Genomic DNA, 24082 nt, shown 5'->3' on the forward strand with positions numbered 1-24082 from the left:
TAATGCTTCAGCTTTTCAAGGAATTATTCCCGTATGCTGCTTTCACTTATGACCGCGGTTTGGTATATTGAATATATGTAAGAGCTTGATAAACGCGGTTTTAAGCTGAGCCGTAGCGGGCCCGATTCCGGAGCGCCAATACTGATTGATAACGCAAATTGCCGTGTTCATGTAGCTGAAAGCGACGTTGACAGAAAATGCCAGCACAGGGGCTGTCATAGTGGTATCTTTAATAAGAATCATATTTAATGTATAAATATTGATAATACTATTTACCGCTCCTGATCATGTTTCCTTACCTACGCTTAACGCATGTTGTTGCTTTGCTACTGCTGTGTAAAAGCATTGCTGTAGAGGCCCATACGGTCAGTTCTGCTGCTGAGCTACCGGCAGGAGGAGGCCAAACAACAACGGAGGTCGCCGTTCAGCTCCGGCAGCTCTACGCCACCAAAGCATCATCTGCGGAAGCCAGTACCCAGGAACAGGTGCAGCTGTTTTATACGCTCGTCGATTTCGTGCCTGTATGGACCACCGATGCTGGCCCGACTGAGAACGCGCAGGCAGCTCTTACCCTGTTATCACAAGCTCAGCGGTACGGGCTCAAGGCCTCCGACTATGAGACTGCTTCCCTTCAGCTTCTGCTCGATTCGTTACAGACAACCCCAACCCAACTCCAGCAGCGCCTGAAGGTCGAAACACGCCTTACGGCGGCGCTTCTCCGGTTTTCCCAGCATTTGAGCCACGGCCGGATACAGGACAGCACAATCCGGCCTTCGCGGGTGACGGAGAGTGAAGTTATCAACGTCGCCATTCACCTTAGTCAGGCGCTCCAAAGCAATAATTTTGGGCAACATATGCTGCTGGCGCAGCCCAACAGCCGGAGCTATGTGCGACTGCTGTGGACATGGCAGCGCCTGTTGGAATCGGATACAGTGGCGGCCCGTAAAATGGCCCTTTCCGTAGCTCTTAACTTGGAGCGGCTACGTTGGGAACCGCGCGCCGATTCTATCTATCTGGTTGTCAATATTCCTGCCTACAGCTTGCAGGTAGTGCGCGGCCCGCAGGTGGTGCGTAGCCACCGGGTGGTGGTGGGCAAAGCGGCCACTCCCACGCCGGAGCTGTACAGCGCGGTCAATTTCTTTCAGACGGCACCCGAATGGCGTATGCCACATAGCATTGCCACCAAAGAGGTTCTACCACGGTTGAAGCGTGATCCGCGCTACCTCAGCTCCCGCAACCTGAGGTTGTATGATCGGGCCGGGGAACGGGTGAATGCTTCGCGGGTAAACTGGAAAACGATGACGCCCGCTGAGTTTCCGTATCAGATTAGGCAGGCGCCTTCTTCACGCAATGCTCTGGGAAATGTGGTATTTCGCTTTCCAAACCCCTATGAAGTATTCCTGCACGATACCCCTGATCGGAAGTTGTTTGACGCTAATACCCGTGCGCTGAGCCACGGCTGCATTCGGGTGCAGCATGCGTGGGCGCTGGCCCGCTTTCTGGTGGAGCGCGACGCCGGCAAGGCAAGTAGCAGGGTGGAGAAAATGAATGACAGCCTTAACGAGGGCGAAACCAAGTACTTCGGTCTCTATGCCTCCGTGCCTCTGACAATACGCTATCAAACCTGCGAGGCTGATGGCAGCCAACTCCGTCAGCTGCCCGACATTTACGGCCTCGACAAGGTATTAGCAGAAGCCTGGGAGAACGTATCCAGTCATAAGTCAGATGTAGCCGTTAGCCGCTAAAAGCCTTACCTCACTTTAGATGATATTATTCAAAAAAGCCCCCCAAACTATAGTTGGGGGGCTTTTTTGCTGGGTTTATAGTTTATGTTGTCAATAGAACGGCTAGTCTTAGTCAAGACGGACAACTGATTTACAAGAAAAGTAGAGCGATTATGAGTTGCCCTCCCTGCCAGTGACTTTTAGTGCCGCTAATGCGTCCGAAACCTGCGTGTCCAGTACCTGAATCACGCGCGTGGCTTCTTCTTCAATGGAACGCTGATAGTCGAGGGCGGCGGGTGTCGTAGGCGATTCTTCCCACTGCGCTAGCTCACCCAGGGTGCCCAGGCGCCCTAAGGACTCATCTAAGTGATGATAAAGCTGCAGCCACGTAGCGCTGGAATTTCCTGGTTGCTGCTTCAAGGCCAGCCGCAAGTCCAGCATTTTCATTACCACCGCTGCCAAGGCTTGCAGACGCGTTTGCTCAGCGAAAGAAAGCGCCCGCGGCTGACGATCAATCACGCACAGGGCGCCAATTGCCTGACCATCAGCGGTAAGCAATGGGTGGCCGGCATAAAAACGCAGCTGCAACGCCTCTGCTACTCCCGGATCGGTCAGGTGGCAAGGTTCGCGCAGCAAGTCTTCATACATGGTCGTTTCACCCTGCAGGATAGCCACCGAACATACACTCTCATTGCGGGCAACCCGCTCAGCGCCGGCCAAGCCGAAATTAGCCTTGAACCACACGCTACCTTCATCCACCAAGGAAACCAATGCAATGGGAGTATTAAACAGCTTCGCCGTGAGGCGCACCACTTCATCAAATACGGCATCCGGTGTTGTGCCCAAAACCAAGTAAGGAGCCAGCGCCATCAGTCGCTGTTGGTCATCGGCTGGAATAAGCGAATCAGGTTTAGGCATAGTACACAAATATACCCCTGACAAGCCGGGTCTGGCGACAAAAGTTTCCCTTAAGGAATTAGTTTAAGCTGTACTGCAACACCGAGCGCTGGTATAATGGGGCTGCTGTCACAGATCAGCGGTCATTATGCCCAGTTGTGTTCTTATCATTGTAAAGACGTTCTGCTTCGCCGCTCTACTATCAGGTTGAGGTCTGCGGCTGCTCACCTGCAAATCGTTAGTACGAGAAAGTAGCCTCTTCTTATAACTCATTGGAAAGCAAGCATAAAAAAGGCCCCCCAGAGCACTGGGGGGCCTTTTTTTAAGTTTGAGCAAGAACGCTGCTACGCGGGCATTTTCCAGCCGCGTTGGGTGCGGGGACTCCCGAAACTCTCGTAGCTTTAAGCTCTCTTCCCACCCGTCCGCTTTCCCGCGCAGAAGTTATGCCCACGACCCCAACCTCTGCTGATTCTCATTCCTCCGCGCCTTTCGATTCGCTGGCTCCCCCAGACGACCTGCTCCGCGACCTGCTAGCTGTATCGCTCACGGGTGTCATCTTCTATACTCCCCTCTTCAATGCGGCGGGGGAGGTTACTGATTTCACGTTCACCTACCTCAATCCGGCGGCCCAGCGTATGCTGCGGATGCCCGAACGGCCCACGGTGACCCACAAGCAGCAGTGGCCCCAGAGTGAAGCCCACGGCACCTTCGCCTTCCACATTGACGCCTTTCTCTCGGGTGAGCCGCGCGAATACAATATCAACTACCAGGCCGACGGCCACGACAACTATTACCGCCTCGCGGCGCAGCGCTCCGGGCAAGGACTACTGGTGAGCTTCACCGACACGGCCGACCAGCCCCGCACGCCCGTCGAAAGCGCCCTACGGGAGAGCCAGGCCCGCGAGCAAGAGGCCCGCGTCCAGGCCGAACATCAGCGCAACGAGTTTTGGGACTTTATGGCCCAGGCTCCCATGGCGGTGGCGGTCTACCGGGGGCCACAGCACCGCGTAGAGATGGCCAATGCCGCAACGCTGGCCATCTGGGACCGCCCGCTCGCCGACGTGCTGCACCGCCCCGTGTTCGAGATCTTGCCTGAGGCGGCAGACCCCACCGTGGTGGCCATCTTTGACCGGGTGTTCAGCACCGGCACGCCTTATACTGCCCACGAGTTGCCCACGCCCATCAACCGCCACGGGCAAGTGGAGGTGGTGTACTGGAACTTCGTGTTTGAGCCCGAACGCCAGCCCGATGGTCGCATCATCGGCATTCTGTCCATCGGAACCGACGTGACCGAGCAGGTACGAGCCCGCTTGCAGGTCGAGCAGCTCAACCGGGAGCTGGAAGCTCGCGTGCAGGAACGCACTCTGCAGGTACGCGAGCAAGGCCAGCGCCTGGAACGCCTGTTTATGCAGGCTCCAGCGGCCATCTGCATCCTGGGCGGACCGGAGCTGGTCTTCGAACTAGTTAACCCCATCTATCAGCAATTATTTCCCGAGCGCGAGCTGCTGGGCAAGCCCTTGCGGGAAGCCCTGCCGGAACTGGTCGATCATGCCACGTACATCACCATGCGGCAGGTGTTCGAAACAGGCGAAACCAGCTGGCAGCAGGCTCTGCATACCCCCCTGGCGCGCATCGATGATGGGGTGCTGGAGGACCGTTACTTCAACTACGTTTTGCAGCCGCGCTACAACGAGCAGGGCCATATTGACGGCGTACTGGTTTTTGGCTTCGACGTGACGGAGCAGGTACAGGCCCGCCGGAGTAGCGAGGAAAGCCGCGAGGAGCTCAAACGCTTTAAATTTATGGCTGACCAGGCCCGGGACCCTTTCATCCTTATGCGTGCAGATGGCACCTTTGCCTATCTCAACCAGCGGGCTCTGGAAGCGTGGGGTTACACGGCCGAGGAAATGAGGAACCTGCGCGTGCCTGACATCGACCCGATTTATCAGGAAGAAGCCTTCAGCCAGCTATTTGCCCGGGTGCAGCAACAGGAACATATCCCGCTATTTGAAACCCAGCACCGGCGCAAAGACGGCCACGTCTACCCCGTGGAAATCAGCGCGGTCGGCTTACAACTGGAAAACCAACCCCACCTGTTGGTGGTCGCCCGCGACGTCACGGAGCAGAAGCACATCCTGTCGGCGTTGCAGGAAAGTGAGGCCCGCTTCCGTATCATGGCCGACGCCGCTCCGAACATGGTTTGGGCCGTGCACCCAGATTCATCCATCCGCTACGTCAACCGCGCCTTCCTCGACTTTGTCGGCTTGGAAAACGAACAGCAATACATCCGTACAGGTTGGAGGCCATACCTGCACCCTGACGAACTGGAGTTGACCCAGCACACGTTGTCGGAAGCCATAGGGCAGGGGCGAGCATACATTTTGGAACACCGCATGCGGCACCACGACGGACAGTACCGCTGGCTGCTGGCGCAGGGCGCCCCGAGTTTCCTGGCAAATGGGGAGCTCTTCGGCTACGTGGGGTCAGCCATCGACATCACTGACCTTAAGCAGGCCAACGAGCAACTCCGACGCACGAACGTAGACTTAGATAACTTCATTTATGCAGCCTCTCACGATTTAAAAGCGCCCATTTCCAACATCGAGGGCTTGCTACAGCTGCTGCGCGCCGACCTGCCGCCCGAGGTGGCCCAGGGGGCAGATGTCGAGCCGACGCTAGCGCTTATGGGCGAGTCGGTCGAGCGTTTCAAGCGTACTATCGAGCACCTGACCGAGGTCAGCAAGCTGCAAAAAGAACACGCGCCCGCCACCACTGCGGTTGACTTAGCGGTGATCGTGGAAGATGTGCGCCAAGACTTAGCTCCCCTTATCCAAGCAAGTGGGGCCCGCTTGCGTGTGGAGGTAACCGATTTTCCGCCGGTGCTCTTCCCCGAGAAAAACCTGCGTTCGGTCGTTTACAATCTCCTGAGCAACGCCCTCAAATACCGCTCTCCGGATTGTACGCCCCACATCGACGTGCGGGCCCACGTCCGAACGGGCTTCACGGTGCTGGAGGTGCACGACAACGGTTTGGGCATTGCAGCCACCCACCTGCCCAAACTCTTTACGATGTTTCAGCGCTTTCACGACCACGTCGAAGGCTCGGGCATTGGCCTGTACATGGTCAAGAAGATGGTGGAGAATGCCGACGGCCGCGTCGAAGTGCACAGCCAGGCCGGAGCGGGCACAACCTTTTTCGTTCATTTGCCCCACGCGGCCATGCCCCTCGGCACATGACCCATCTTCAACGCGATAGAAACCAGGTGTTTACTATCAGGCTAAAAGGTTAGGTGTGCTTCAATAGCCACCAAATAAAAAGCCCCCCAGCAGTGCTACTGGGGGGCTTTTTTATGAATGAGCGAGAAACGAGGTTCGAACTCGCGACCCTCAGCTTGGGAAGCTATGGGTAGTGTATATTTAGCATCAACGCTTATCTGCTAATACTGCTGTAAATGCTTCATAAGCAGCGTTTTTAATGTTATGGTGTATTGTTGTTATCATGTTTTCTATTAGGTTTGTGTAAACCGCCGTGTAAACCAACGGTAGTTTACACAGCATGGCTACCACCGACCACAAAGAAGGCAAGGCAACCGTAAGGGCCGTATACTACACCAGTAAAGTACTGGCTGATGGCTCCCACCCGTTTCTAATCTGCATTACCAAAGACCGGAAGCGTAAGTATCTGGCGACAGGGGAGAAGCTACACCCCAAATACTGGAATGCAGAGAAAGGGGGCGACTTCCGCAAGTCCATTCGTAAGAGCTATCCTGACACTTATCGGGAGCAGCTAATTACTAATCTGGGTGAGTGGGAGAAAAAGTACGAGACTGCCGCTGGAATGATTGCGCGCAATGATGAGCAGCACACCGCCGCCGACGTAGCCCGTAAGGCAGCCGAAGCTCGTAAGGCTTCACGTCGGGTAAAGCTATTAGCCTACATAGAGGAATTAGCGGCAGGTATGGCAGCCGGTGGACAAATAGGCAATGCGACGGTGTATCGTGACCTAGGTAACCAGCTAGCAAAGTTCATCGCGGCGGAGGATAACACCCCAGAGCCACCATTAGGTAAAGGCAGAGAAAAGGAACGGGCCGAGTGGATACGGCAGCATGATATTCCATTCGACCGCGTAAGCGTAGGTTTCTGCCATGAGTGGGAAGCGACCCTACGTGCCACCGGAGCCGAGGAAATCACGCTTTCCTTACGGTTCCGCACGTTGCGGGCCGTGCTGAATAAGGCTATAGCAAATGGCTTAGCCAAAGCCGAACAGTACCCCTTCGCTCGCAACGTGGCTGAACGCCACAAGTTTCAGGTGGGCAAGTTCGATGTGTCCACGAGCAAGCGAGCTATTACCCGCGACGAGGTACGCAAGATTGAAGCGTATCAACCAACCACTGACCGGCTACGACTGGCGAAGGATGCGTTTATCTTCTCCTTCTATGCTGGCGGCATTAACTGGGTAGATTTAGCTCAACTACAGTGGCGCAACCTAGCTAATGATACCAGTGGCAACCTACGGCTCGCGTATGTACGCGACAAGACAGGGGGGAAATTTGCTTTGAAACTACAGCCCCCAGCCGCTGCCATTATCAACTACCACCGGCCCCATACTTATGCAGGTCCTGAGAGCTTTATCTTCCCCGTTCTCAATGCGGCTACCCACCGCACTAAACAGCAGATCAAAAACCGGCTGCACAAAGTGCTAGGGCAAGTAAATAAGGACTTAAAGCTACTGGCTGCGGAGATTGGTATAGATATACCCCTTACAACCTATGTCGCCCGTCATTCCTTTGCTACAAGCTTAAAGCGGGCCGGAGTGGCTACAGCAATTATCAGCGAGAGCATGGGGCACGCCTCTGAGGCAGTTACTGCCGTGTACTTGGATAGCTTCGCGTCAGACGTGTTAGATTCAGCTTTTGAAAACCTGTTATAGACTCATTTTATGCGATTTATATTAAAAAGTTCTAGCCCTATATTCAACTCACTTTTCCAATCACAGGAGAATCCAGTATCGCGATGGCTCTTTGAGCCAGTAACGCAAGTGTCACATTATAATTTAAATGCCACTGTCAACCCAGTATTCAGTAGCTTCTTACGAAAGGTGGAAATAGCTACCGGAGATATTGAGGAATCTAATGGGGATATAGACTTGGAGTTTGAAGTTATTAGAGATAGAGAATGTCCGCGTCTACTGGCTGCAACTCCCACCCTATTATTCTTAGATGTTGAAAGGTTACTTTCTTCACCGACTCAGACATTCTACGAATTTATCTACCAAACCAATAAGGATGAGGCGCCTCGCAAGACCCCAGGTAGCTTCTCACTCAATTACGAACTAGCTGAATTAGTTGGGCTACTGAAAAAGGACGGGCCGTGTACCTATGAATTGCCTTTTGATTGTCCCCAGCCACCAACATACCGAGAGGCACCTTATACGTTTAGCCAAGCTTATGACTTAGAACTTGAGTTGGAAAGTGCCAAACGCGCATTTATTTCAACAGTTGAAGGCGACTTACTACAACTTCGCTTTCCAACGCACAAATCATTAGAAAGGCAAGCAAGCTTGCTTAAACTTCTACTTAAGAACTTCAATGATGATGAGATACAAATTAAATATTCTCCAACCCCACACTATCTTAAAATATTCAATCAATGGACTGAAGAGCAGCGCAATGAATGGTCAAAATCAGCTCGTATCAGTCAAATCGAACGTTGGGCTGGTGGCAACCCTGATAGCTTAGCCTTTTGGCTAAAGACCGAAAGCAACCGATCTAGTTATATGCAACCCTTTCGGCATAGAGATCTTGAGCGCAATTATTCTCGGTTCAAAATAGAGCTTGAGATGATGCACGAGTACAGAGAGCACGATCGCACATCTGGGGATGCGGAGATAGAAGGGGATAGTTATGCTTTTGTAAGGGTCATAGCAAGGCGGGTGATACAGGAGACGCAGCAATGGGTGTGGAATTGTTACGCACAGTTAACAAGCGAGAAAAAGGCTACTAAGTATCTATTCAATAAGGAGGATAGGCACTTAGTCAAGCTACAACAGGAAGATGCTACAAAGCAGGCTTTGACATTTGAGGAGAGCTGGAATCTTCATCAGATTCCTTTATCACCAGTGAGCTCTATTCAACAAGATAGTGTCGTATCCTCGTTGTCTGATGCTGCACTCACACTCGAGAGAAGAAAAACACCAGGAAGACAAGCTACCTCAATTGCAAAACTTATAGATATTGAGATTGAAGAGGTACAGAGAATATTTACAAGCATACTAGCAGAGGATGCTAGTTCAGGAGAGCGCACAGCAGCGTTAATAGCATTGCGAGTTCAAGAATTTTTATCAGTCGCAAGTGCTACTAGAGCTGCTGAGTGGCTTGAGTTAGCGGGACTGGGAAAATGTACGATGCGTCGTACCCTATCAGACCAATGGGAAAACAAGGAGAAGGATGATTTTAAAAATAGAGCTGAAAGTAGAGTTTTCGAAGCAGTATCTAAAGAACTGAGCAAATACAGAGGAAGGCTAACTATTAATAATCAATAAGTTATATCATGTGATTTGCCTGAATTGCCAATTGGCAATTCTTGGCAATAAGTCCTAACAATCTTTGACCGTCGCCAACCACTAGTAAGCAATAGTGCTTACTGTAAAACGGTGACGCACAATGAACAACCCCTTTATTACAATAGAAGATTGGTTGAAGCGCATAGAAGCCAACCAGCAACGAATACTACAACGGCTGGACCAGCCCCAGCACCAAGGCCCAGAGTTGGGGAATATCGAGTTGGCCTGTGAGATCTTACGCCTGAGCAAGCCGCGTGTATACGCACTTGTCAGCAGCCGCTCCATACCAGTTATGAAAAGAGGCGGACGGCTAACGTTCAGCCGTTCGGAGTTAATAGAGTACTTGAAAGGCGGGAGCCGCGTTGTTGCCGCTGGGAAGGAGGTGCGCAATGGCCGGTAATAGCCACTCTCAAGTTCCCTCTCCGAAACAACGGCCGGCCCTGCTGAAAATCCTGCTGGCTGCGCAGGAACGCATTAAACAGCGGGCTACGGAGGAAAACATTGAGGAGCCCCCTTTCTTGCTACAATACGCGCAAGCTATCCTGTTCGCACGAACTGTCAGTATCATACAGGGGCAAAATGGCTCCCATAAAAGCCGGATAGTGGCTCTCATGGCTGCTGTGATTTTGGCCGGGCCAGACGCCGTATGCGAAACCCTAGGCTTCACGCGCGCCCCGGGCCGCTACGGCATTGTCTACATTGACACCGAGCGCAACCTAAGTAGTGAATACCCCGCCGCCATCCAACGGCTCAAACTGTGGGCCGGCTACCGGCGCGAGCAAATCCCCGCGAATCTGTGGCATACGTCGCTCATTGGTATCACTAATAGAGCAGAACGCTTTGAAGCCCTGACCGCCTACTTAGAGCACGTCCGGACGGAAGCTCAGGGAATGCACCTCGTGGTAATTATCGACATTATCACGGATTGCATTGAGGATTTCAACGACTCACGGGACAGCTTGCAATTCGTGGATATGCTGAACGAGAGCATTAACACCTACGATGTCACCTTTATCTGCGTCATTCACGAAAACCCCGGCACCGCCAAAGCAAGGGGCCACCTAGGCACTGAGATTATCAACAAAGGCGGCACGGCCTTACAGATTGGCTATATCAAAGCAGCGGGCAATACGGCCACTGACGTACTGGAATTGCGCTACGTGAAGCGCCGCCACGGTAAGCCCGGTCTGACGTTTCATGCCCGCTACGATGAGACCACCCAGCAGTTTACCTCCGCTACCCTGGCGCAGGTAACCGAAGCCCGCGCCGCCCGCCAGAAGGTTGCTACCCCCGACCAACTGCCTGCCGCCCTACTGGTTGCTCTTGCTCAGCCAGCCCCCCAACAGCAGGTAGTGGCCGCACTCTGCGAAACGTTAAAGGCTGGCGAGCGCACGATACGCGGCCGACTAAAGGCAACCGTAGGCACCACGTTCCCTAATAGAGAAGGTCAGCTAGTGCGCTTGGAAACCGCGAAGCTGGGCACAAAAACCCTGTACCAGTTGGTCCCGGCTGGATAGTGGCAAGCTGGCAATCCCTTGTAGGCCCTCTACCTGCTGCCACAATGTGCCTGCTTCTTTGTACTTATAGGCAACTGGCAAATACCCTATTAGTCATTGCCACGTTGCCACATTGCCCGAACGGCGCGGCAGTCAGCAAACCTTGACGCTAGGCGCTGAGCCTTCAACCTTCCCTCTGGTCAGGTTGGCCCTTCTCTTTTTTTCCTTTTGCCTTCCTACTCTCAGCTTTTAAAAGTGAGTCGTAGGCCAAGCGGACTGAAAGGAGCATTGGCCGGTCGTTGCTGATGTGTTGTGCTTTCGCTCCGTGTAAATAAAAGCATAGCTCACCCCAGCCGCAGCGGAGCGAAGGCGGCAAGCGGAGCGCGGCAGTACGTCCACGCCTCTCCCCTCTGATAGCCCTAATTGGGCACCCTGAACAGTCGAAACCATCCCTCCGGGCACCCCAAAAATGGGCACCCCGGCTCCCTCATGCCCTTCCCCAATGAATGCCATGACTATTTACCACGCGGAGACGCTGTTCTTCCGCATTAAAGGTTGGCCGCGCTATTACGTGAGCCGATGCGGCCAGGTGCTTTCCACAGTGGGCAAGCCTTGCCTTATGAAACCTAATATTCAAACCAAAGGCTACCGGCAAGTAGAGCTGTACCTAGACAAAGGCAAGCCAAGCCGCTTGCTAGTTCATCGGTTGGTAGCTGAACGCTTTTTGTCGCTTATAGCTGGCAAAGATCAGGTCAACCACAAGGACGGCAACCAACTCAACAACCACGTCAGCAACTTGGAGTGGGTGACCAACCGGGAAAATTACCGCCACGCCCGAGAACTGCGGTTCGCCCGAACTAGGCAGCAACGGTTCCCTTTCTGGAAGTAGGGGTACCTCGCCCTGCTCATAAACTTCTGTCAAGGTCTGAAAAACTACTAGCACAAACCGAGCTTTCACTCCCTTGCCGGGCTGTCTAGCTAGTAGCTGATTTTACCGGTGTAAGCCTCATCCTTTCCTCTCAAAATGCTGCACTACGCAGCCATATCCTCATTTTTATGGCATACGATAAGAGCCACTATTCCGATCCCCACCCCATGCTGTATAGCATTGTTGCGCCAGCCGCTTTGCGTAAGCTCCAGCGCACATACAAATTACCCCCAGCGGCTTTATTGCTTCTGCTGGCAGTGGATCTCGTTCGCAAGGAAACGGTCTATAACGCAAGCGCCGTGTATTTAGAAACTGGCTGGCTCAGTAAGTCACTTTTACGGGCGTATATCCGGCGGTTGGAAGCCGCTGGATACTTACAACGGCTTCCCCCACGACGACGGGCCGCGCGGCAACTTCTGCTGACCATCGATGGATTGGCCGTTGTCAACCAGTTAAAAAGGGACATGCGAGAGTCTTGTCGCAAGTTGGTGCCAGCTGGTCATTGGCCAAGACGTTCCTGAGGGCTATGCTTGCGACAAATGACCAAGTACCCTTCTCTCACCACATCGCTCAAAAAGGAAAACTAATTCTACTTACCCCGGTGAGTGCTAAGTCGAAGGGTGCCCTTATGCCCTTTTTTATTTGGAGACCTGATTTGCTTTCCAACGTGCAACCAAATCTGCCTTTGCTATGAAAAGAAATACCAAACGCCGAATCACACTCCGTGCTTGCATACAATGAATAGGCGAGGCGGAGGTGCTAGGCTGAATCCTGGCCATGTCCGCAGCAGCTTTGCTTGCTTGTCTGGCTCTACGGTTGGTAATTCTTTCTGTGCTATAAACTTGCTGGGATTATTTTTGCGGGAACATGAATGCCACCGCACTTCATGTTGTGTACCCTAATTCCCCTTCCTCTGCTACACTTAGCACCGTATGACATTACCGAATATACCCGAAGCGCATCCATCCAAGCAATCGCCTACCTACTATCCCGCATTAACTGGTATTCGAGCCATCGCTGCCTACATGGTCTTTATTGTTCATGTGAATCCTTTTAATGATTTAGGATTTCTAACGACACTATCTGGTTATTTTAACACGGGGGTGACTATATTCTTTGTCTTAAGCGGCTTTCTGATTACTGCCCGCTATTTCAAACGGGTTGAGATATCCCGTAACTGGGTACAGCGTTATATACGAAACAGGATCGCTCGCATTTATCCGCTATATTTTCTATTGACCATTGTCACATTTGCTGTCTATGAGATAGACCCCTCTTACGATGCCATGCACGTATGGACAAAATATAATGCATCAGATAAGTTGCTCGTGCCCTTTCTTAATTTGACGTTTCTCAAGGGGTTTTCCAATCAACTGATGTTTACTGGCATAAGCCCTGCATGGTCGCTGACCGTGGAAGAATGTTTTTACTTCGTTGCCCCATTTATATTTCTGATACTAGCTAGACGCAAGAACCTGATTATTCTGGTCGCCCTTGTTCTTGTCAGTATCGGTATAGCTTTAGTTTATGGAATAGGCCCAAAAAACTCCTATGGGTTTTTCGGCTCTCTGCCATTTATGTTCAACTTTACATTTTTTGGTCGATGCTTTGAGTTCCTATGTGGGATGGGCTTGGCGCTATTCATGCACCAGCGTAAAATACGCCAATCCAACTCCTTTCCTAAAATAACGGTCTTAGGAAGTGGGTGGATACTGCTGTGCTTAGTGTCCCTTGCTGCAATTGGCTCACCTTCAACGCTACTAGATGGCCCCAGCCACCCGCTATCCATTGCCGTAAACAACATAGTGCTTCCCCTGGGCATCGTGTTGCTCTTCTTTGGCTTAATTCACGAAAAATCCTACCTGCGAAAGTTGCTGGAAACTAAGACGTTCGATCTGTTGGGGAAAAGCTCTTATGCTTTCTACCTCATTCATTGGGGTATTTTGTATGTCGCCTTAGAGAAGCTATTTCCGGGTAGTGCTACTATCAAATTTATAGTAATGAATGGCGTAGCTATCCTACTTTATACATACGTGGAAAAGCCTCTGCATCAATTTATAATCAAACCAAAAAGGTCTGTATCTCCAGTTGAAGCCATTTTACCACAGCCATCTGTTTAGATTAGAAGCACGGAGTAAATATCTGTAGCTCATCTTAGCCTCTCCCAAAACGGAGGGGCTTTTTTGTGCGACTCGCTTGTATTGAGGCCCAACAACCTGTAGGCTTTCCACAAACAAATTCCGACTGACCAGGCCGAGGCGATTCTAAATTATGTGAGTGTGACAAAAGACCAAGTACCGTATTCTCATAGCATCGACCTAAAAGGAAAAGCGATTCTAAAATCCCCGGTGCCTTCTGATTAGGCCCCACCCGCCCTGCTGATATTCATTTTTGAAACTTATTAACGGCTGCTGAGCCATCGTTAGGAGCGCAAGCGTGCTGCGCACACAAGGCTATAAAGCAAAACGCACAACGTAATCATCAACCCTCATCCCATTGCTCATGCACGTACCAACCCCTACGGAGGCTTTCGCCTCATTGATCCAGCAGCTTGCCGCCAAGTCGCTTCCCCTAGTGGAGCGCATTACGCCCGAGTGCTTTGTTTCCGACACCGGCCTGCGCCCGCGTCGAGGCTTTTTAGTAGCTTAGGTGTCCACATTTGGCCTCGGCGCTATTTCCCCCAAATTCTTGCAGATATAATTATGGACCCTTCCCCAGCGAAAGATTCCTTAAGAAGTCCTTTCGACAATCCTCTTTGGCAAGCACGACTGGAGCAGAGCCGCAGGGAATTACAAGAGCATTCAGGCTTTGTGGCCGAATTAAGAGCGGAATCAGACAGAGGGCTTGCCATATTCGCTACTAGTTGGCTAGACCGGGCACTAGCAGATATGCTGGTTGCATTTATGGTATCTGATCAAAAAGCAGCGAGTTTTATAAAGGCAACCACTTACTATACTCGAACAAATATGGCTTATGCATTAGGGCTTATTTCGCCGGCGGAGCGCATAAACTGTGAACTGGTAGGGTCAATACGCAATAAATTTGCTCACAGATTTGATTTGAAGTTTTCCTTTTCGGAGCCAGAAATTGCGGCAATATGTAAAAAGCTAACCGGACCTATTGTTGATGGTGCACCAGTACCTCACAAGCAGGGAGATTCGCCCCGGAACATATTTTTCAGCGTCGTTGCTTTTCAGTACCATATCTGGCGACAACGCAAACCAGAAGCGCGCAGGACGGAGTACACTGAACCGCAGTGGGATTTAGCCTCATAAACAAAGAAGCCCCGGCGTAAGCTGGGGCTTCTGGATTCGGCAGGATTTAGTCTACAGCTTACTTCTTGGCTTTCCCTTTCCCTTTCCCATTGCCCTTCAGGGTGCCGGTGTAGGTAACAGCTCCAGTGGGTTCCGTCACGGCTACGGTATTATAGACCTGACCTTTGGTGGGGCCCTCCGCTATTTCCGTGTAGGTGGAGTTGAAGACAACACGCTGGGCGGGCCGTTTATCGGCCGGCAATGTACCTGTCAGTACCGAAGTGGAATTGCCTGAGGGGGTGATGACAAACTTTACCTGCTTCATGGGCAGGACGGCATCACTGGCCAAGGTGGGGATGCCCAAGCTGGCGTTGGGAATATCATAGACCTGTTCCGTTTTCGAGACGAACGCCCCGTGTCCTTGCTGCGTGGCCGTACGCACCGCGTTTTGCGCAAGGGCGACATTGCTCGTCAAGCATATACCAAGTAAAAAGGCCGCGCCTGCTAATTTTTGTTGTATCGTGTTCATGCGATGGTGCGATTAAGAGAAAAAGTTAGACTCAGCCGCGCATATTCAAATAGCGATCCAATAATTTTTGCTATCGTCTCAGCCTAAGCAAGACAGACGACAAGAGTTTAGCTTATGGCTTAGGCGGCTCGCTTTCGAGCAGGGTGCCCCGACGTAACTACTACTATGGCTTTAGTTGGTTGACGGCTTAGAGCGGAGTTAAACATAGTAAGTCGTTTTACCTCCTTCGTCTCCAATGCCCATTTCTATTTCATATGTATTACCTGTATCGGCCTCTGGGTGCGACGCAGCCCCCTGGTAAGGGCCGCATGGCCGGAAACATTCCTGTTTCTAATGCTCGCTTCGCCCTTGACCTTCGCCATCATATTGAGCCGGTATGAAGCATTTTTTCACACCTCCTTGAAATATCCGCTCCCCTTTCATTCCTAAGAGTAGCTGAGTTGCACACCGCTGCGCCTATTTGCACTACCGGCCAGAAGGAATGTAAAGCGTGGTGTAAACCAACGTGTAAACCAAATACAAGTCAGCCACTCAACATTGTTGTTAAGTGGCTGATTATGAATGAGCGAGAAACGAGGTTCGAACTCGCGACCCTCAGCTTGGGAAGCTGATGCTCTACCAACTGAGCTACTCTCGCGGGAGATTGGTAGAACAAAAATACGTTGCATAAATCAATTTACAACTACCGCGCGTATCGGGTAAGGAAGGCGGTGCGTTGAAGCAACGTCTGTGTTACTGACTTGTCCTGGGGTCTTTTTTTGGTCATTTATCTTTGAATGCATCCGCTATGGCTGATTTGCCGGCTAACCGTTCGCGTAGCTATTTGTATTTGATAGCAGGAGTCACGCTGTTTGTGCTTCAGCTTATCCGTCTGCCGGGCCATTATGCTGCCTGGCAGAGTGGCACTGTGGATGCATTTCGCCTTACCATGAGCGTAATTGCTTTGGTAGTGGCAGTACTTATGATTCGTTTTGGCTGGCGAATGCGGCGCGATGGCAAGGCTTCCGACGAGCCCGGCGACCATTCCATTTCCTGATTTGGTAGCTGCTCCCTGCTCACGGTGTAGCTTTGCACTGTTTTTACCCCTGGCTTACTATGTCTTCTCCGCTCCGCATTACGGTGGCCAAACGTACCGCTCCGGTGGCTGCTCAACTGGCTGAATTAGGTCGCCAAACCTTCCAGGCTACTTTCGCCGCCGATAATCGGCCGGAGGACATGGCCGCTTACATAGCCGAGAACTTCACTCCGGAAAAGCAATTGGTGGAACTGCAAGATCCGCAGACCACGTTTGTGCTGGCCCATATGCAGCAGGAATTGGTGGGGTATGCCAAGTTAGCGCTCAACTCTGTTTTGGGCTTAGAAGAAGGAAAGCCAGCGACTGGCCGCCTGGAAATTGAGCGTTTGTATGTACGCGAAGATTGGCTCGGCACCGGATTAGGGGCTACGCTCATGCGCCGGGCAATAGAAGAAGCGCGCACGCACAACTGCCGCACCATCGTTCTGGGAGTGTGGGAGCATAACCGCCGGGCAGTGGAGTTTTACAAGCGATTTGGCTTCAAGGAGATAGGTCGCCATGCGTTTCAGCTGGGGGATGATGTTCAGAACGATTTGATCCTGCGCAAAGGCTTGTAAAAGCCCCCACACTGCGTGACTGCGTTCTGGACTTACGTGTTCTTTTTAGTACTTACTCGGCAGTTCAAGGAGCAGGGAAATGAAACGCAACCGCGTCTTCCGCGTCAACTGCGTTACTTTGTCGTATTGCTCACCAACCCTTCTGTTGTGCGAAAAGACCGGCGCGTTACCCCTTTGTATTCTTTTTTATCGGTTAAGCTGAGTCATTGGTGGCTGCCATTTCTGCTGATTTATCTGCTCAGTGGCTGCTCATCTGATGGGCGTGAAGCGGCTAATATGCCGCCGCCTACCGGGCATTTCGAGGGGCCAATTACCTACCAGGGCACAGAGTTGCGTGCTACGCTTGATTTGCGTGAAGTAAAGCCCGGCCAGTTGCAAGGCGAGGTGCGCTTAGCCGATCGTCAGAACCTAAGCCTACCTGCCCAGCAGATGACGTATCAGCATCCGCGCCTTATAGTGCGCTGGACTACGGGCACCACTTCCGATTTTGTAATCAATCTGACGCGTGAAGGTGATTTCCTGAAAGGAAAATTCGCGGCTGACAGCACAGAAGCCGAAATTCTAATGGTGCGCCGCGGTGATGCGGAGCCATTGCCTTACTTCGAACAGTCATTGCGCGTGCGCAGTGGCGGCAGTACGTTGCCAGCCACCGTGCTCATGCCTGATGATACATTACAAGTGCATCCAGCCGTAGTATTGCTCCAAAATGCCCCCCAGCGCGCGTCCCTGGCTATGCATATCCTAACGGATCTGTTGGCACGGCGGGGTGTGGTGGTTATGCTGGTAGCCGGACGGCCAGCTACTGCCGTGTCCTCAGTGAGTCCCAATTCGCTGGCCGCTGATGTGCTGGCGGCTGCTCGGGCGCTGAAGCGCGTTGCGGGCGTCGATACCACGCAGATTGGTTTGGTGGGGAGCGGCGCCGGAGCTACGGCGCTGGCTTTGGCAGCCAGCCAAGACAATAAGGAGAACAGCTTAATAAAGTACGTGGTGGCTTTGGGCGCGCCCGGAACTTCCAATGCAGCCAAGAATGCCGAAGAGATTGACCGTCAGTTGCGGCAGCAGGACGCCAGTGCAGCCGACCGGCGACTAGTCGCGCTTACTCGCACTCAACTAGAGCAGTATGTGCGACGCGAAGGACGAGGTGATACGACAAAGCTGCACCGTAATCTGCGCAAAATAGCCCCCCAACCGTGGGCTGCCACTACTGGTTTGCCCACTTGGGTGCCGAGCAAAGCCGAATTGGAACAACCGAAGTGGCAGGAGCTAGTTTTCGACCCTAGGGCAGTTTGGGAGAAGGTACGTGTACCCGTTTTGCTACTGTATGGCGGGGCCGATACAACCCTGAATGTACAAGCCAGCGCCAACCGCCTACGCGGGAATGCCGGTCGCCGGCGGGGCTCCGTGGTGCGGGTTTATGCTGGCGCCGACCAACAGCTCTTGCTGCCAGCCGGCACCCAGAATGGTAAATGGCAATGGCCAAGCCCGGTTCCTGGCTATGTGGACGACCTCACCGCTTGGCTACGCGAGCGACTGGAGCGATAAGAAAGGAGTAGGCAAATTCTCCTCAGTAAGTCCTTAAAACAGCAGCAAGCCTTTCTCGCGGAGCTTCAACCAAGTGCCTGAACTCAGGAAGCGCTCGAAGGAAAGACCGGCTTCGGCCGTTGGAAAACTGCTGGCTGCCTCTTTCAACAACACTTTCGTGTCATAGTCGGTGGTGAGCTGGGTAAGAAGTGTGTACAGCCATTGACCAATGGTGGGTATTGTCTTTACCTCAAAGTCTTCGGCCTGCTCGTAGAAAGTGAGTACGGCCTGGGGGGCTTTTTTGCTTGATTCCAGCCGAATTTCTGGGGCGTTTCCGAGCCAAAATAGACGCAGATTCTGCTTCGCAAAATCTGGCTTGGGCGCTTCCTGTACGGCCTGTTGAATCAGGTGACGTGGTAGCGTAGGGCGGGGTACTTTGAAATCGAACCAAAAAGAAAGCGGCTCCGCCAGATTCACCCCGTGCAGATAATTATAGAGGGCTTTCGCCAAGCCGGGCCCAAATTGCTCATGGTCGGCGCCGGTGGGGTCGTCGTGCCAAAGGTCATTCCAGGCAAAGTCGCCGGGCTCTGGACCGATGGGCACTACCTGATACTTCGCCGGATTTTTCCCCACGGGGCTATGTGCCGTCATGGAAAAGCGGTGCCAGTAGCCCGATTGAATGACGCCCGCCGCGAATAGCTGGCGCACTACTTCCAGCGAATTAATTGTTTCCTGAGCGGTTTGAGTCGGGAAACCATACATCAGATAGGCGTGCACCATGATGCCCGCCTGGGTAAATCCATCCGTCACGCGGGCAACCTGGGCAATGGTTACGCCTTTTTCCATCAGCGCCAGCAGCCTGTCAGACGCTACTTCCAAGCCACCCGAAACCGCAATACAACCAGAAGCCGCCAGCAAGCGGCAGATGTCGGGAGAGAAGGTTTTCTCGAATCGAATATTGCCCCACCAAGTGATGTTGGTGCGGCGTTTTAGTAGCTCCACGGCCAAGTCACGCAGGGCCAGGGGCGGGGCAGCTTCGTCGACGAAGTGAAAGCCCGTTTGGCCGGTTTGCTGCACAATCTGCTCGATGCGATCGGCGAGTAGAGCGGCGGGGGCCGTTTCGTAGCGGGAGATATAGTCGAGCGTAACATCGCAGAAAGAGCAGCGCTTCCAGTAGCAGCCGTGGGCTACGGTAAGCTTGTTCCAGCGCCCGTCGCTCCACAGCCGGTGCATCGGGTTCAGTACTTCTATCACCGACAAATACTCACTCAAAGGCAAGTCGCTGTAGTCGGGCGTACCTACTTCGTGGTGCGGAATATTCGGAGCTTCCGTGTTATTCAAGTATTCTACCTCACCAGCTTCATTGCGCAGAAAGGTGCGTTGGAGATGAGATTTATATAATTGACCGTCATGCAGCGCGGCGCGAAGCATCTCGCGTGCTGACGAGAAGTTAGTACTCCCACTAAACACGCGAGATGCTTCGCGCTGCGCTGCATAACGGTCTATATGTTCTTGTTCAATAAACTCAAGCAGCCGCAGCCACGGTCCTTCACCGTCGTCCAGCGTCAAATAGTCGATATAATCGAAGAAGCGCGGCTCCTTTATCTGACGTAGCTCGGTGTTAGGGTAGCCGCCGCCCATAAGGGTTTTGGCCTCCGGCCGTAGCTCTTTCACACGCCCAGCGAGGCGCAGCGCTCCATATAAATTACCCGGAAACGGCACCGTGAAACCAACGACATCAGGCTCCGTGCGCGCCACAAGGTCATCAAACGATTCTAGCAGCAGTTGATCCAACAGGTTTGGCGGTGCTTGCAACGCCTCATACAGTGGCTCGAAGCTGGTAGCCGATAATGCCAACTTTTCGGCGTAGCGCGAAAAGCCAAACTGCGGCCCTACCGTTTCTTTTATTAAGTCGGCGAGGTCTTCCAGGTAAAGCGTGGCTAAGTGGCGGGCCTGATCGGTGAGGCCCATGGTGCCAAATGCTGTATCAAGGTCGGCTACGTTATCAAAGCGGGAAGCTTCGGGTAGGTAGCGGCCATGACAGATCCGTGGGGCCAGCGTATTGTCCTTGTTCTGCAAAAAGCGGATGACCGGCTCAATAGTAGCTAAGTAGCTGTGTTGCAGCCGCACCATCCGCCGGGCATTATCCGAAAGCTCAAAGCTGCCAGCTTCGATAGCCTCAAACACACGCCGCAGCCCATTCTTCGAAAAAAGCTTTAATACCAGCTCTAAGCCAAGGTCAGCCTGCGTGCTGGCGTAGCCGCGCGCGCGCAGAAAGCCTTTTAGATAAGCTGTAGCCGGGTACGGCGTGTTAAGCTGGGTAAGCGGCGGGGTTACAAGAAGAATGCGAAGACTACTCACGACGGCACAACAACGGGAAAGGGCACAAAGATACCGAACCGTGACGGCGCACGAATCCGTTCCGCCACGCTGCCAGTGTTTTGCCTATGAGGTGCAGTTTGCCCGAACACTGAGGAGCAAAAAGCCCCCAGCTTTCCTATAATTCGTCCAGCGACATCCGCTTCGGCATCAGGTCGCGGCGGAATTCACTGACGGAGCGGCCCGTTACCTGCCGAAACTGATTGCTCAGATGCTGACCGCTGCTATAGCGCATGTGGTCGGCTATTTCGCTGAGCGTCAACTCACCGTAGCTCAACATTTCCTTGACGCGCTCAATCTTAAGACGAATCAGGTATTTCTCAATGGTGAGGTTGGCGGTGCGCGAAAAGACTTTGCTTAAATGTGAATACGTAGCCGAAAATCGGTCGGTGAGGAAGGCCGACGTGGTGAGCGGCATGCGCGCGGTGCGCAAGTGCTCCAGGTATTCAGCTAAGGAAGTTTTTATTTGCTCGGTAAGCTGCTCGGCACGCCCGGTCAGGACATCGAAACCAGCTTCGCGCAGCAAAGGAGCTACCGTAGCGGGGTCGACGGGCGTGGTGTGCTTTAGTTGGGCATGGCCCAATTTGACTTCTGTAGGTTGATACCCAGCCTGTTCGAGCACGTGGTGCACGGCTTCAATGCAACGTGGGCAAACCATGTTTTTAATGTAGAGCAGCGTAGTTTTCACGGGCGAGGTTTTGGTTTTTGGTCTGAACGCGGGGCCAGACGAGCCGACTTCCGCGAAGGTGAGTTAGGAACTGCAACAGAACGCGCACGCTGATCGGATTTAGGCTGATTTACTGCCCAACCCGGACCGAACCAGTTAGCTGCCGCCCAGTTTATGAAAGGGACAACACCTAAAAAGGTAACGGCTAAGAGCCAGAAAAATAAAAAAAACGCGCCAAACACACGGACCAACAATTCATTCTGCACACCGAATACGTAGATCACCAGCAAAATGGCGAGTAGTAGGCTTATGCCGGCTATTATGCCCGTACGGCGCAATAATGGACGATAAGTGACTAGTACAGAGCGACTGGCAGACATTGCAAAAGTGTAAGCAGAATGACAAAGATATTGTTTCTAGAAATTCTGAGCCTTCCGCGCGGCTACCCAGCCCGGTAGCTCGTGTTGTAAGGGTTGTTCTTGGTCGTCATCAGACCAAGTATTCATTTGCTTAAGAAGCTACGTGACAGGCAAGCCAAATTCGGCTTGCAAACGGTGAGATAAAGTCTCGGCGGATGCGGGGCACGAGCCCCAAGTACCCAATTCGGTAAGTGTAGCATCCAGACGAATACGCTTGGAGATGCTGTTTTTGCCATTGGACTGATAGGCAGCCCTCAAGATAGGATATTCCGAACGAAAAAGGTCGAGCCGGTCAGTGCGGCCCTCGGATTCCTCAGCTAGACAAACTAAAACAGACAACTGATTAGGCCCGGATGGGCGGTGTTCGCTGGCCAGTTGTCCCGCTAAGGCTCCGAGCGCAGAAAAGCGTTGCGCAGCATGGAGTGGGGCCGAAGAAATGAGCATAAGCGAAGGGTTGAGGTTCGGTTTGCGAATTCTAATGTACATACATCCATTTAATTTTTCTAGTTCGACATCGTATCGTCTCCGTTGAAAACCAACTACCATCATAAACTACCGTATCATAGCCTGACCCCTTTTATTGCCTTGTATATCCTTGCACCCAACTCATGAAAACTTCCTTTTTGTCTCGAATTGTGCTCCTGGGGGGCATTCTTGCCGTTTCGCTCACCAGCTGCAGCACCGGCACCGACCCAGGCGAAACCAACGTAGAAAGCGGCTCCGCGAAAGAGCAGGTAAACGAAAATAAGTCGGATGCCAACGACCCGGACGATAAGCTCTACACGACCTCCGACGCTGCCACCAACGGCGCTACGGCCGATACCTCTACCGTAAAAACTGGCAAGCAGGTGTATGACGAAGCCGATGACCGCCGTGACGAAAACGTGAATGGCAAGGCCGGCCCACAGTAACTAACTCAATAAAAAAGCCCCCCAGACTTGTCTGGGGGGCTTTTTTATTGAGTTAAACCTAAGTCTTAGTAAAACACAAAGCTATTTGGGCCAATGTTCACGCCAAACGAATCGATGGCCATGCCCGTGGGTTGGTAGCGGATAACCTTACCGGTAGTCGTGAAAGGGGCAATAGACCCGTAAATCGTGTTATCCTGCGGGTCGATGCCTAAGCCGTAGAAGTTCCGACGCAAAAGAGGCGTAGCGGGCAACGTCGTAGCGGTTGCGTTAAGCTGATATACGGCGCTGCCATAGCTATAGTATAGCTGGTCCTTAGCTCCGTTGATAACCAGATTGCTGGGGCCGCCACTAGCAAATGGAAGAACAGTTTGGTTGGTCGGGGTGCCTGGCGCAAACCGAATCATGTTGCCCTTGGTAGAAGAAACAACGGCAAAGGTGGGCGCCGGACCATAGCGGGTAATGCCCGCACAAGCCACCCATATATTGCCATTTTTGTCCTGCACTAAACTGCTAGGGCCATCCTGTACTTGAATGGTGGTTTCTACCGCATCAGAAGTGGGATTGATAACACTGATGGTGTTTTCATCTGAGTTCGCGACGTACAAACGGCCATTAGCCAAAAGCAGCTGCTCGGGCTGACGGCCTACCGGAATAGATTTGGTTACGGTATTCGTGCGCAGATCTATGACCGCCACCCGGCCTGGCTTGCCCCGTTCAACCCACTCCGACAGGTATGCTTTCGATGAGCTTACGGCTACGAGGTAGCGCGGCTGCTGCAACCGGTCGATAGTAGCTACCTGCTTAAAGTCGGCCATGGTTACCACTTCTACCTTGCCAGTCGCATTTACCACAATGTAGCCCTGGTCACCAACTACGGTCATCGACTGCACCACATCGCCCAGAATGCGGCCATTGACTTTAGTGAACAGGTTATTATCGACAACCGTCTTAGACGTTTTGCTAAATAAGCTGATGGCACCGTTAGGAGTGTTAAACTGGCCCTCATTCACGACATACACATTAGACCCATTACCAGCAGGCGCGGGCGGACCGGTAAGCGGACCATCACTTTCTGGATCACAGCCAAACAGGGTAAGCGCGCCGATACCCGTGAGCAGGGTGCGCGTGAGAAAAGGAGAAAGACGGAGTTGGAACATATATAAA

At 52.6% G+C, this 24082-nt stretch carries 20 protein-coding genes and 1 tRNA gene; 14 read left to right on the top strand and 7 right to left on the bottom strand.

What is annotated here, in order from left to right; genetic code table 11:
* Positions 1-287 precede the first annotated feature (287 nt).
* The gene (locus H8B13_RS05460) at positions 288-1745 is read left to right on the top strand and encodes a L,D-transpeptidase family protein (protein WP_187309826.1); all 1458 of its coding nucleotides are present in this window, start codon (positions 288-290) and stop codon (positions 1743-1745) included.
* A 150-nt stretch (positions 1746-1895) separates the two neighbouring features.
* On the opposite strand, the gene H8B13_RS05465 is transcribed toward H8B13_RS05460, so the two are convergent.
* Entirely contained in the window at positions 1896-2642 is a 747-nt protein-coding gene (locus H8B13_RS05465) for a GAF domain-containing protein (protein WP_187309827.1), read from the bottom strand.
* A 422-nt stretch (positions 2643-3064) separates the two neighbouring features.
* Here H8B13_RS05465 and H8B13_RS05470 point away from each other — a divergent pair, with 422 nt between their 5' ends.
* The 9 genes from H8B13_RS05470 (at position 3065) to H8B13_RS05510 (ending at position 14881) form a co-directional block, all read left to right on the top strand.
* The gene (locus tag H8B13_RS05470; RefSeq protein WP_187309828.1) at positions 3065-5857 is read left to right on the top strand and encodes a PAS domain S-box protein; all 2793 of its coding nucleotides are present in this window, start codon (positions 3065-3067) and stop codon (positions 5855-5857) included.
* A gap of 319 nt (positions 5858-6176) precedes the next feature.
* Positions 6177-7550: a site-specific integrase gene (locus H8B13_RS05475; RefSeq protein WP_187309829.1), complete on the top strand. Its 1374-nt coding sequence runs from the start codon at positions 6177-6179 to the stop codon at positions 7548-7550.
* Between the two features lie 9 nt (positions 7551-7559).
* Entirely contained in the window at positions 7560-9161 is a 1602-nt protein-coding gene (locus tag H8B13_RS05480) for a hypothetical protein (RefSeq protein WP_187309830.1), read from the top strand.
* Between the two features lie 121 nt (positions 9162-9282).
* Complete coding sequence (locus tag H8B13_RS21670) at positions 9283-9582, top strand: helix-turn-helix domain-containing protein (RefSeq protein WP_187309831.1); 300 nt, start codon at positions 9283-9285, stop codon at positions 9580-9582.
* Entirely contained in the window at positions 9572-10699 is a 1128-nt protein-coding gene (locus H8B13_RS05490) for an AAA family ATPase (RefSeq protein WP_187309832.1), read from the top strand. Before H8B13_RS21670 ends, H8B13_RS05490 begins: the two co-directional genes overlap by 11 nt.
* Before the next feature lie 490 nt (positions 10700-11189).
* Positions 11190-11567 carry an HNH endonuclease signature motif containing protein gene (locus H8B13_RS05495; protein ID WP_222841342.1) on the top strand — a complete coding sequence of 126 codons (378 nt, stop codon included), beginning with the start codon at positions 11190-11192 and terminating at the stop codon, positions 11565-11567.
* Between the two features lie 971 nt (positions 11568-12538).
* A complete protein-coding gene (locus tag H8B13_RS05500) occupies positions 12539-13726 on the top strand; it encodes an acyltransferase family protein (protein WP_187309833.1) in 1188 nt (395 codons plus the stop codon).
* A gap of 382 nt (positions 13727-14108) precedes the next feature.
* Complete coding sequence (locus H8B13_RS05505) at positions 14109-14255, top strand: hypothetical protein (protein WP_187309834.1); 147 nt, start codon at positions 14109-14111, stop codon at positions 14253-14255.
* 53 nt (positions 14256-14308) lie between these two features.
* Complete coding sequence (locus H8B13_RS05510; RefSeq protein ID WP_187309835.1) at positions 14309-14881, top strand: hypothetical protein; 573 nt, start codon at positions 14309-14311, stop codon at positions 14879-14881.
* Positions 14882-14939: 58 nt separating this feature from the next.
* Here the strand turns inward: H8B13_RS05510 and H8B13_RS05515 are convergent, their stop codons facing one another.
* Both H8B13_RS05515 and H8B13_RS05520 read right to left on the bottom strand, forming a co-directional pair.
* Positions 14940-15389 (bottom strand): hypothetical protein, encoded by a 450-nt coding sequence (locus H8B13_RS05515; protein ID WP_187309836.1) that lies wholly within the window; start codon positions 15387-15389, stop codon positions 14940-14942.
* Positions 15390-15953: 564 nt separating this feature from the next.
* Positions 15954-16026, bottom strand: a tRNA-Gly gene (locus H8B13_RS05520).
* A 150-nt stretch (positions 16027-16176) separates the two neighbouring features.
* On the opposite strand from H8B13_RS05520, the gene H8B13_RS05525 reads away from it, so the two are divergent.
* Genes H8B13_RS05525 through H8B13_RS05535 form a run of 3 tightly spaced genes read left to right on the top strand, consistent with a single transcriptional unit; the run spans position 16177 to position 18563 of the window.
* Positions 16177-16425: a hypothetical protein gene (locus H8B13_RS05525; RefSeq protein ID WP_187309837.1), complete on the top strand. Its 249-nt coding sequence runs from the start codon at positions 16177-16179 to the stop codon at positions 16423-16425.
* A 59-nt stretch (positions 16426-16484) separates the two neighbouring features.
* Positions 16485-17021 (top strand): GNAT family N-acetyltransferase, encoded by a 537-nt coding sequence (locus tag H8B13_RS05530; RefSeq protein ID WP_187309838.1) that lies wholly within the window; start codon positions 16485-16487, stop codon positions 17019-17021.
* Between the two features lie 15 nt (positions 17022-17036).
* Positions 17037-18563: a hypothetical protein gene (locus H8B13_RS05535; RefSeq protein WP_187309839.1), complete on the top strand. Its 1527-nt coding sequence runs from the start codon at positions 17037-17039 to the stop codon at positions 18561-18563.
* Between the two features lie 33 nt (positions 18564-18596).
* On the opposite strand, the gene H8B13_RS21150 is transcribed toward H8B13_RS05535, so the two are convergent.
* From H8B13_RS21150 to H8B13_RS05550, 3 genes are all read right to left on the bottom strand, one after another.
* Positions 18597-20903, bottom strand: a complete 2307-nt coding sequence (locus H8B13_RS21150) for a B12-binding domain-containing radical SAM protein (protein WP_187309840.1) — start codon at positions 20901-20903, stop codon at positions 18597-18599.
* 136 nt (positions 20904-21039) lie between these two features.
* Positions 21040-21609, bottom strand: coding sequence for a helix-turn-helix domain-containing protein (locus tag H8B13_RS21505; RefSeq protein ID WP_133271623.1), 570 nt, complete (start codon positions 21607-21609; stop codon positions 21040-21042).
* A gap of 497 nt (positions 21610-22106) precedes the next feature.
* Positions 22107-22451 carry a hypothetical protein gene (locus H8B13_RS05550; protein ID WP_187309841.1) on the bottom strand — a complete coding sequence of 115 codons (345 nt, stop codon included), beginning with the start codon at positions 22449-22451 and terminating at the stop codon, positions 22107-22109.
* 164 nt (positions 22452-22615) lie between these two features.
* On the opposite strand from H8B13_RS05550, the gene H8B13_RS05555 reads away from it, so the two are divergent.
* Complete coding sequence (locus H8B13_RS05555; protein ID WP_187309842.1) at positions 22616-22918, top strand: hypothetical protein; 303 nt, start codon at positions 22616-22618, stop codon at positions 22916-22918.
* Positions 22919-22983: 65 nt separating this feature from the next.
* Here the strand turns inward: H8B13_RS05555 and H8B13_RS05560 are convergent, their stop codons facing one another.
* Positions 22984-24075: a DUF5074 domain-containing protein gene (locus tag H8B13_RS05560; protein ID WP_187309843.1), complete on the bottom strand. Its 1092-nt coding sequence runs from the start codon at positions 24073-24075 to the stop codon at positions 22984-22986.
* Positions 24076-24082: the final 7 nt, after the last annotated feature.

The organism is Hymenobacter sp. BT188, assembly GCF_014333585.1.
Taxonomy (GTDB): Bacteria; Bacteroidota; Bacteroidia; order Cytophagales; family Hymenobacteraceae; genus Hymenobacter.

Bases quoted from the DNA above. Each gene is read 5' to 3' on its own strand.
- H8B13_RS05460 (WP_187309826.1), top strand. From the start codon at position 288: ATGTTTCCTTACCTACGCTTAACGCATGTTGTTGCTTTGCTACTGCTG.
- H8B13_RS05465 (WP_187309827.1), bottom strand. From the start codon at position 2,642: ATGCCTAAACCTGATTCGCTTATTCCAGCCGATGACCAACAGCGACTG.
- H8B13_RS05470 (WP_187309828.1), top strand. From the start codon at position 3,065: ATGCCCACGACCCCAACCTCTGCTGATTCTCATTCCTCCGCGCCTTTC.
- H8B13_RS05475 (WP_187309829.1), top strand. From the start codon at position 6,177: ATGGCTACCACCGACCACAAAGAAGGCAAGGCAACCGTAAGGGCCGTA.
- H8B13_RS05480 (WP_187309830.1), top strand. From the start codon at position 7,560: ATGCGATTTATATTAAAAAGTTCTAGCCCTATATTCAACTCACTTTTC.
- H8B13_RS21670 (WP_187309831.1), top strand. From the start codon at position 9,283: ATGAACAACCCCTTTATTACAATAGAAGATTGGTTGAAGCGCATAGAA.
- H8B13_RS05490 (WP_187309832.1), top strand. From the start codon at position 9,572: ATGGCCGGTAATAGCCACTCTCAAGTTCCCTCTCCGAAACAACGGCCG.
- H8B13_RS05495 (WP_222841342.1), top strand. From the start codon at position 11,190: ATGACTATTTACCACGCGGAGACGCTGTTCTTCCGCATTAAAGGTTGG.
- H8B13_RS05500 (WP_187309833.1), top strand. From the start codon at position 12,539: ATGACATTACCGAATATACCCGAAGCGCATCCATCCAAGCAATCGCCT.
- H8B13_RS05505 (WP_187309834.1), top strand. From the start codon at position 14,109: ATGCACGTACCAACCCCTACGGAGGCTTTCGCCTCATTGATCCAGCAG.
- H8B13_RS05510 (WP_187309835.1), top strand. From the start codon at position 14,309: ATGGACCCTTCCCCAGCGAAAGATTCCTTAAGAAGTCCTTTCGACAAT.
- H8B13_RS05515 (WP_187309836.1), bottom strand. From the start codon at position 15,389: ATGAACACGATACAACAAAAATTAGCAGGCGCGGCCTTTTTACTTGGT.
- H8B13_RS05525 (WP_187309837.1), top strand. From the start codon at position 16,177: ATGGCTGATTTGCCGGCTAACCGTTCGCGTAGCTATTTGTATTTGATA.
- H8B13_RS05530 (WP_187309838.1), top strand. From the start codon at position 16,485: ATGTCTTCTCCGCTCCGCATTACGGTGGCCAAACGTACCGCTCCGGTG.
- H8B13_RS05550 (WP_187309841.1), bottom strand. From the start codon at position 22,451: ATGCTCATTTCTTCGGCCCCACTCCATGCTGCGCAACGCTTTTCTGCG.
- H8B13_RS05555 (WP_187309842.1), top strand. From the start codon at position 22,616: ATGAAAACTTCCTTTTTGTCTCGAATTGTGCTCCTGGGGGGCATTCTT.
- H8B13_RS05560 (WP_187309843.1), bottom strand. From the start codon at position 24,075: ATGTTCCAACTCCGTCTTTCTCCTTTTCTCACGCGCACCCTGCTCACG.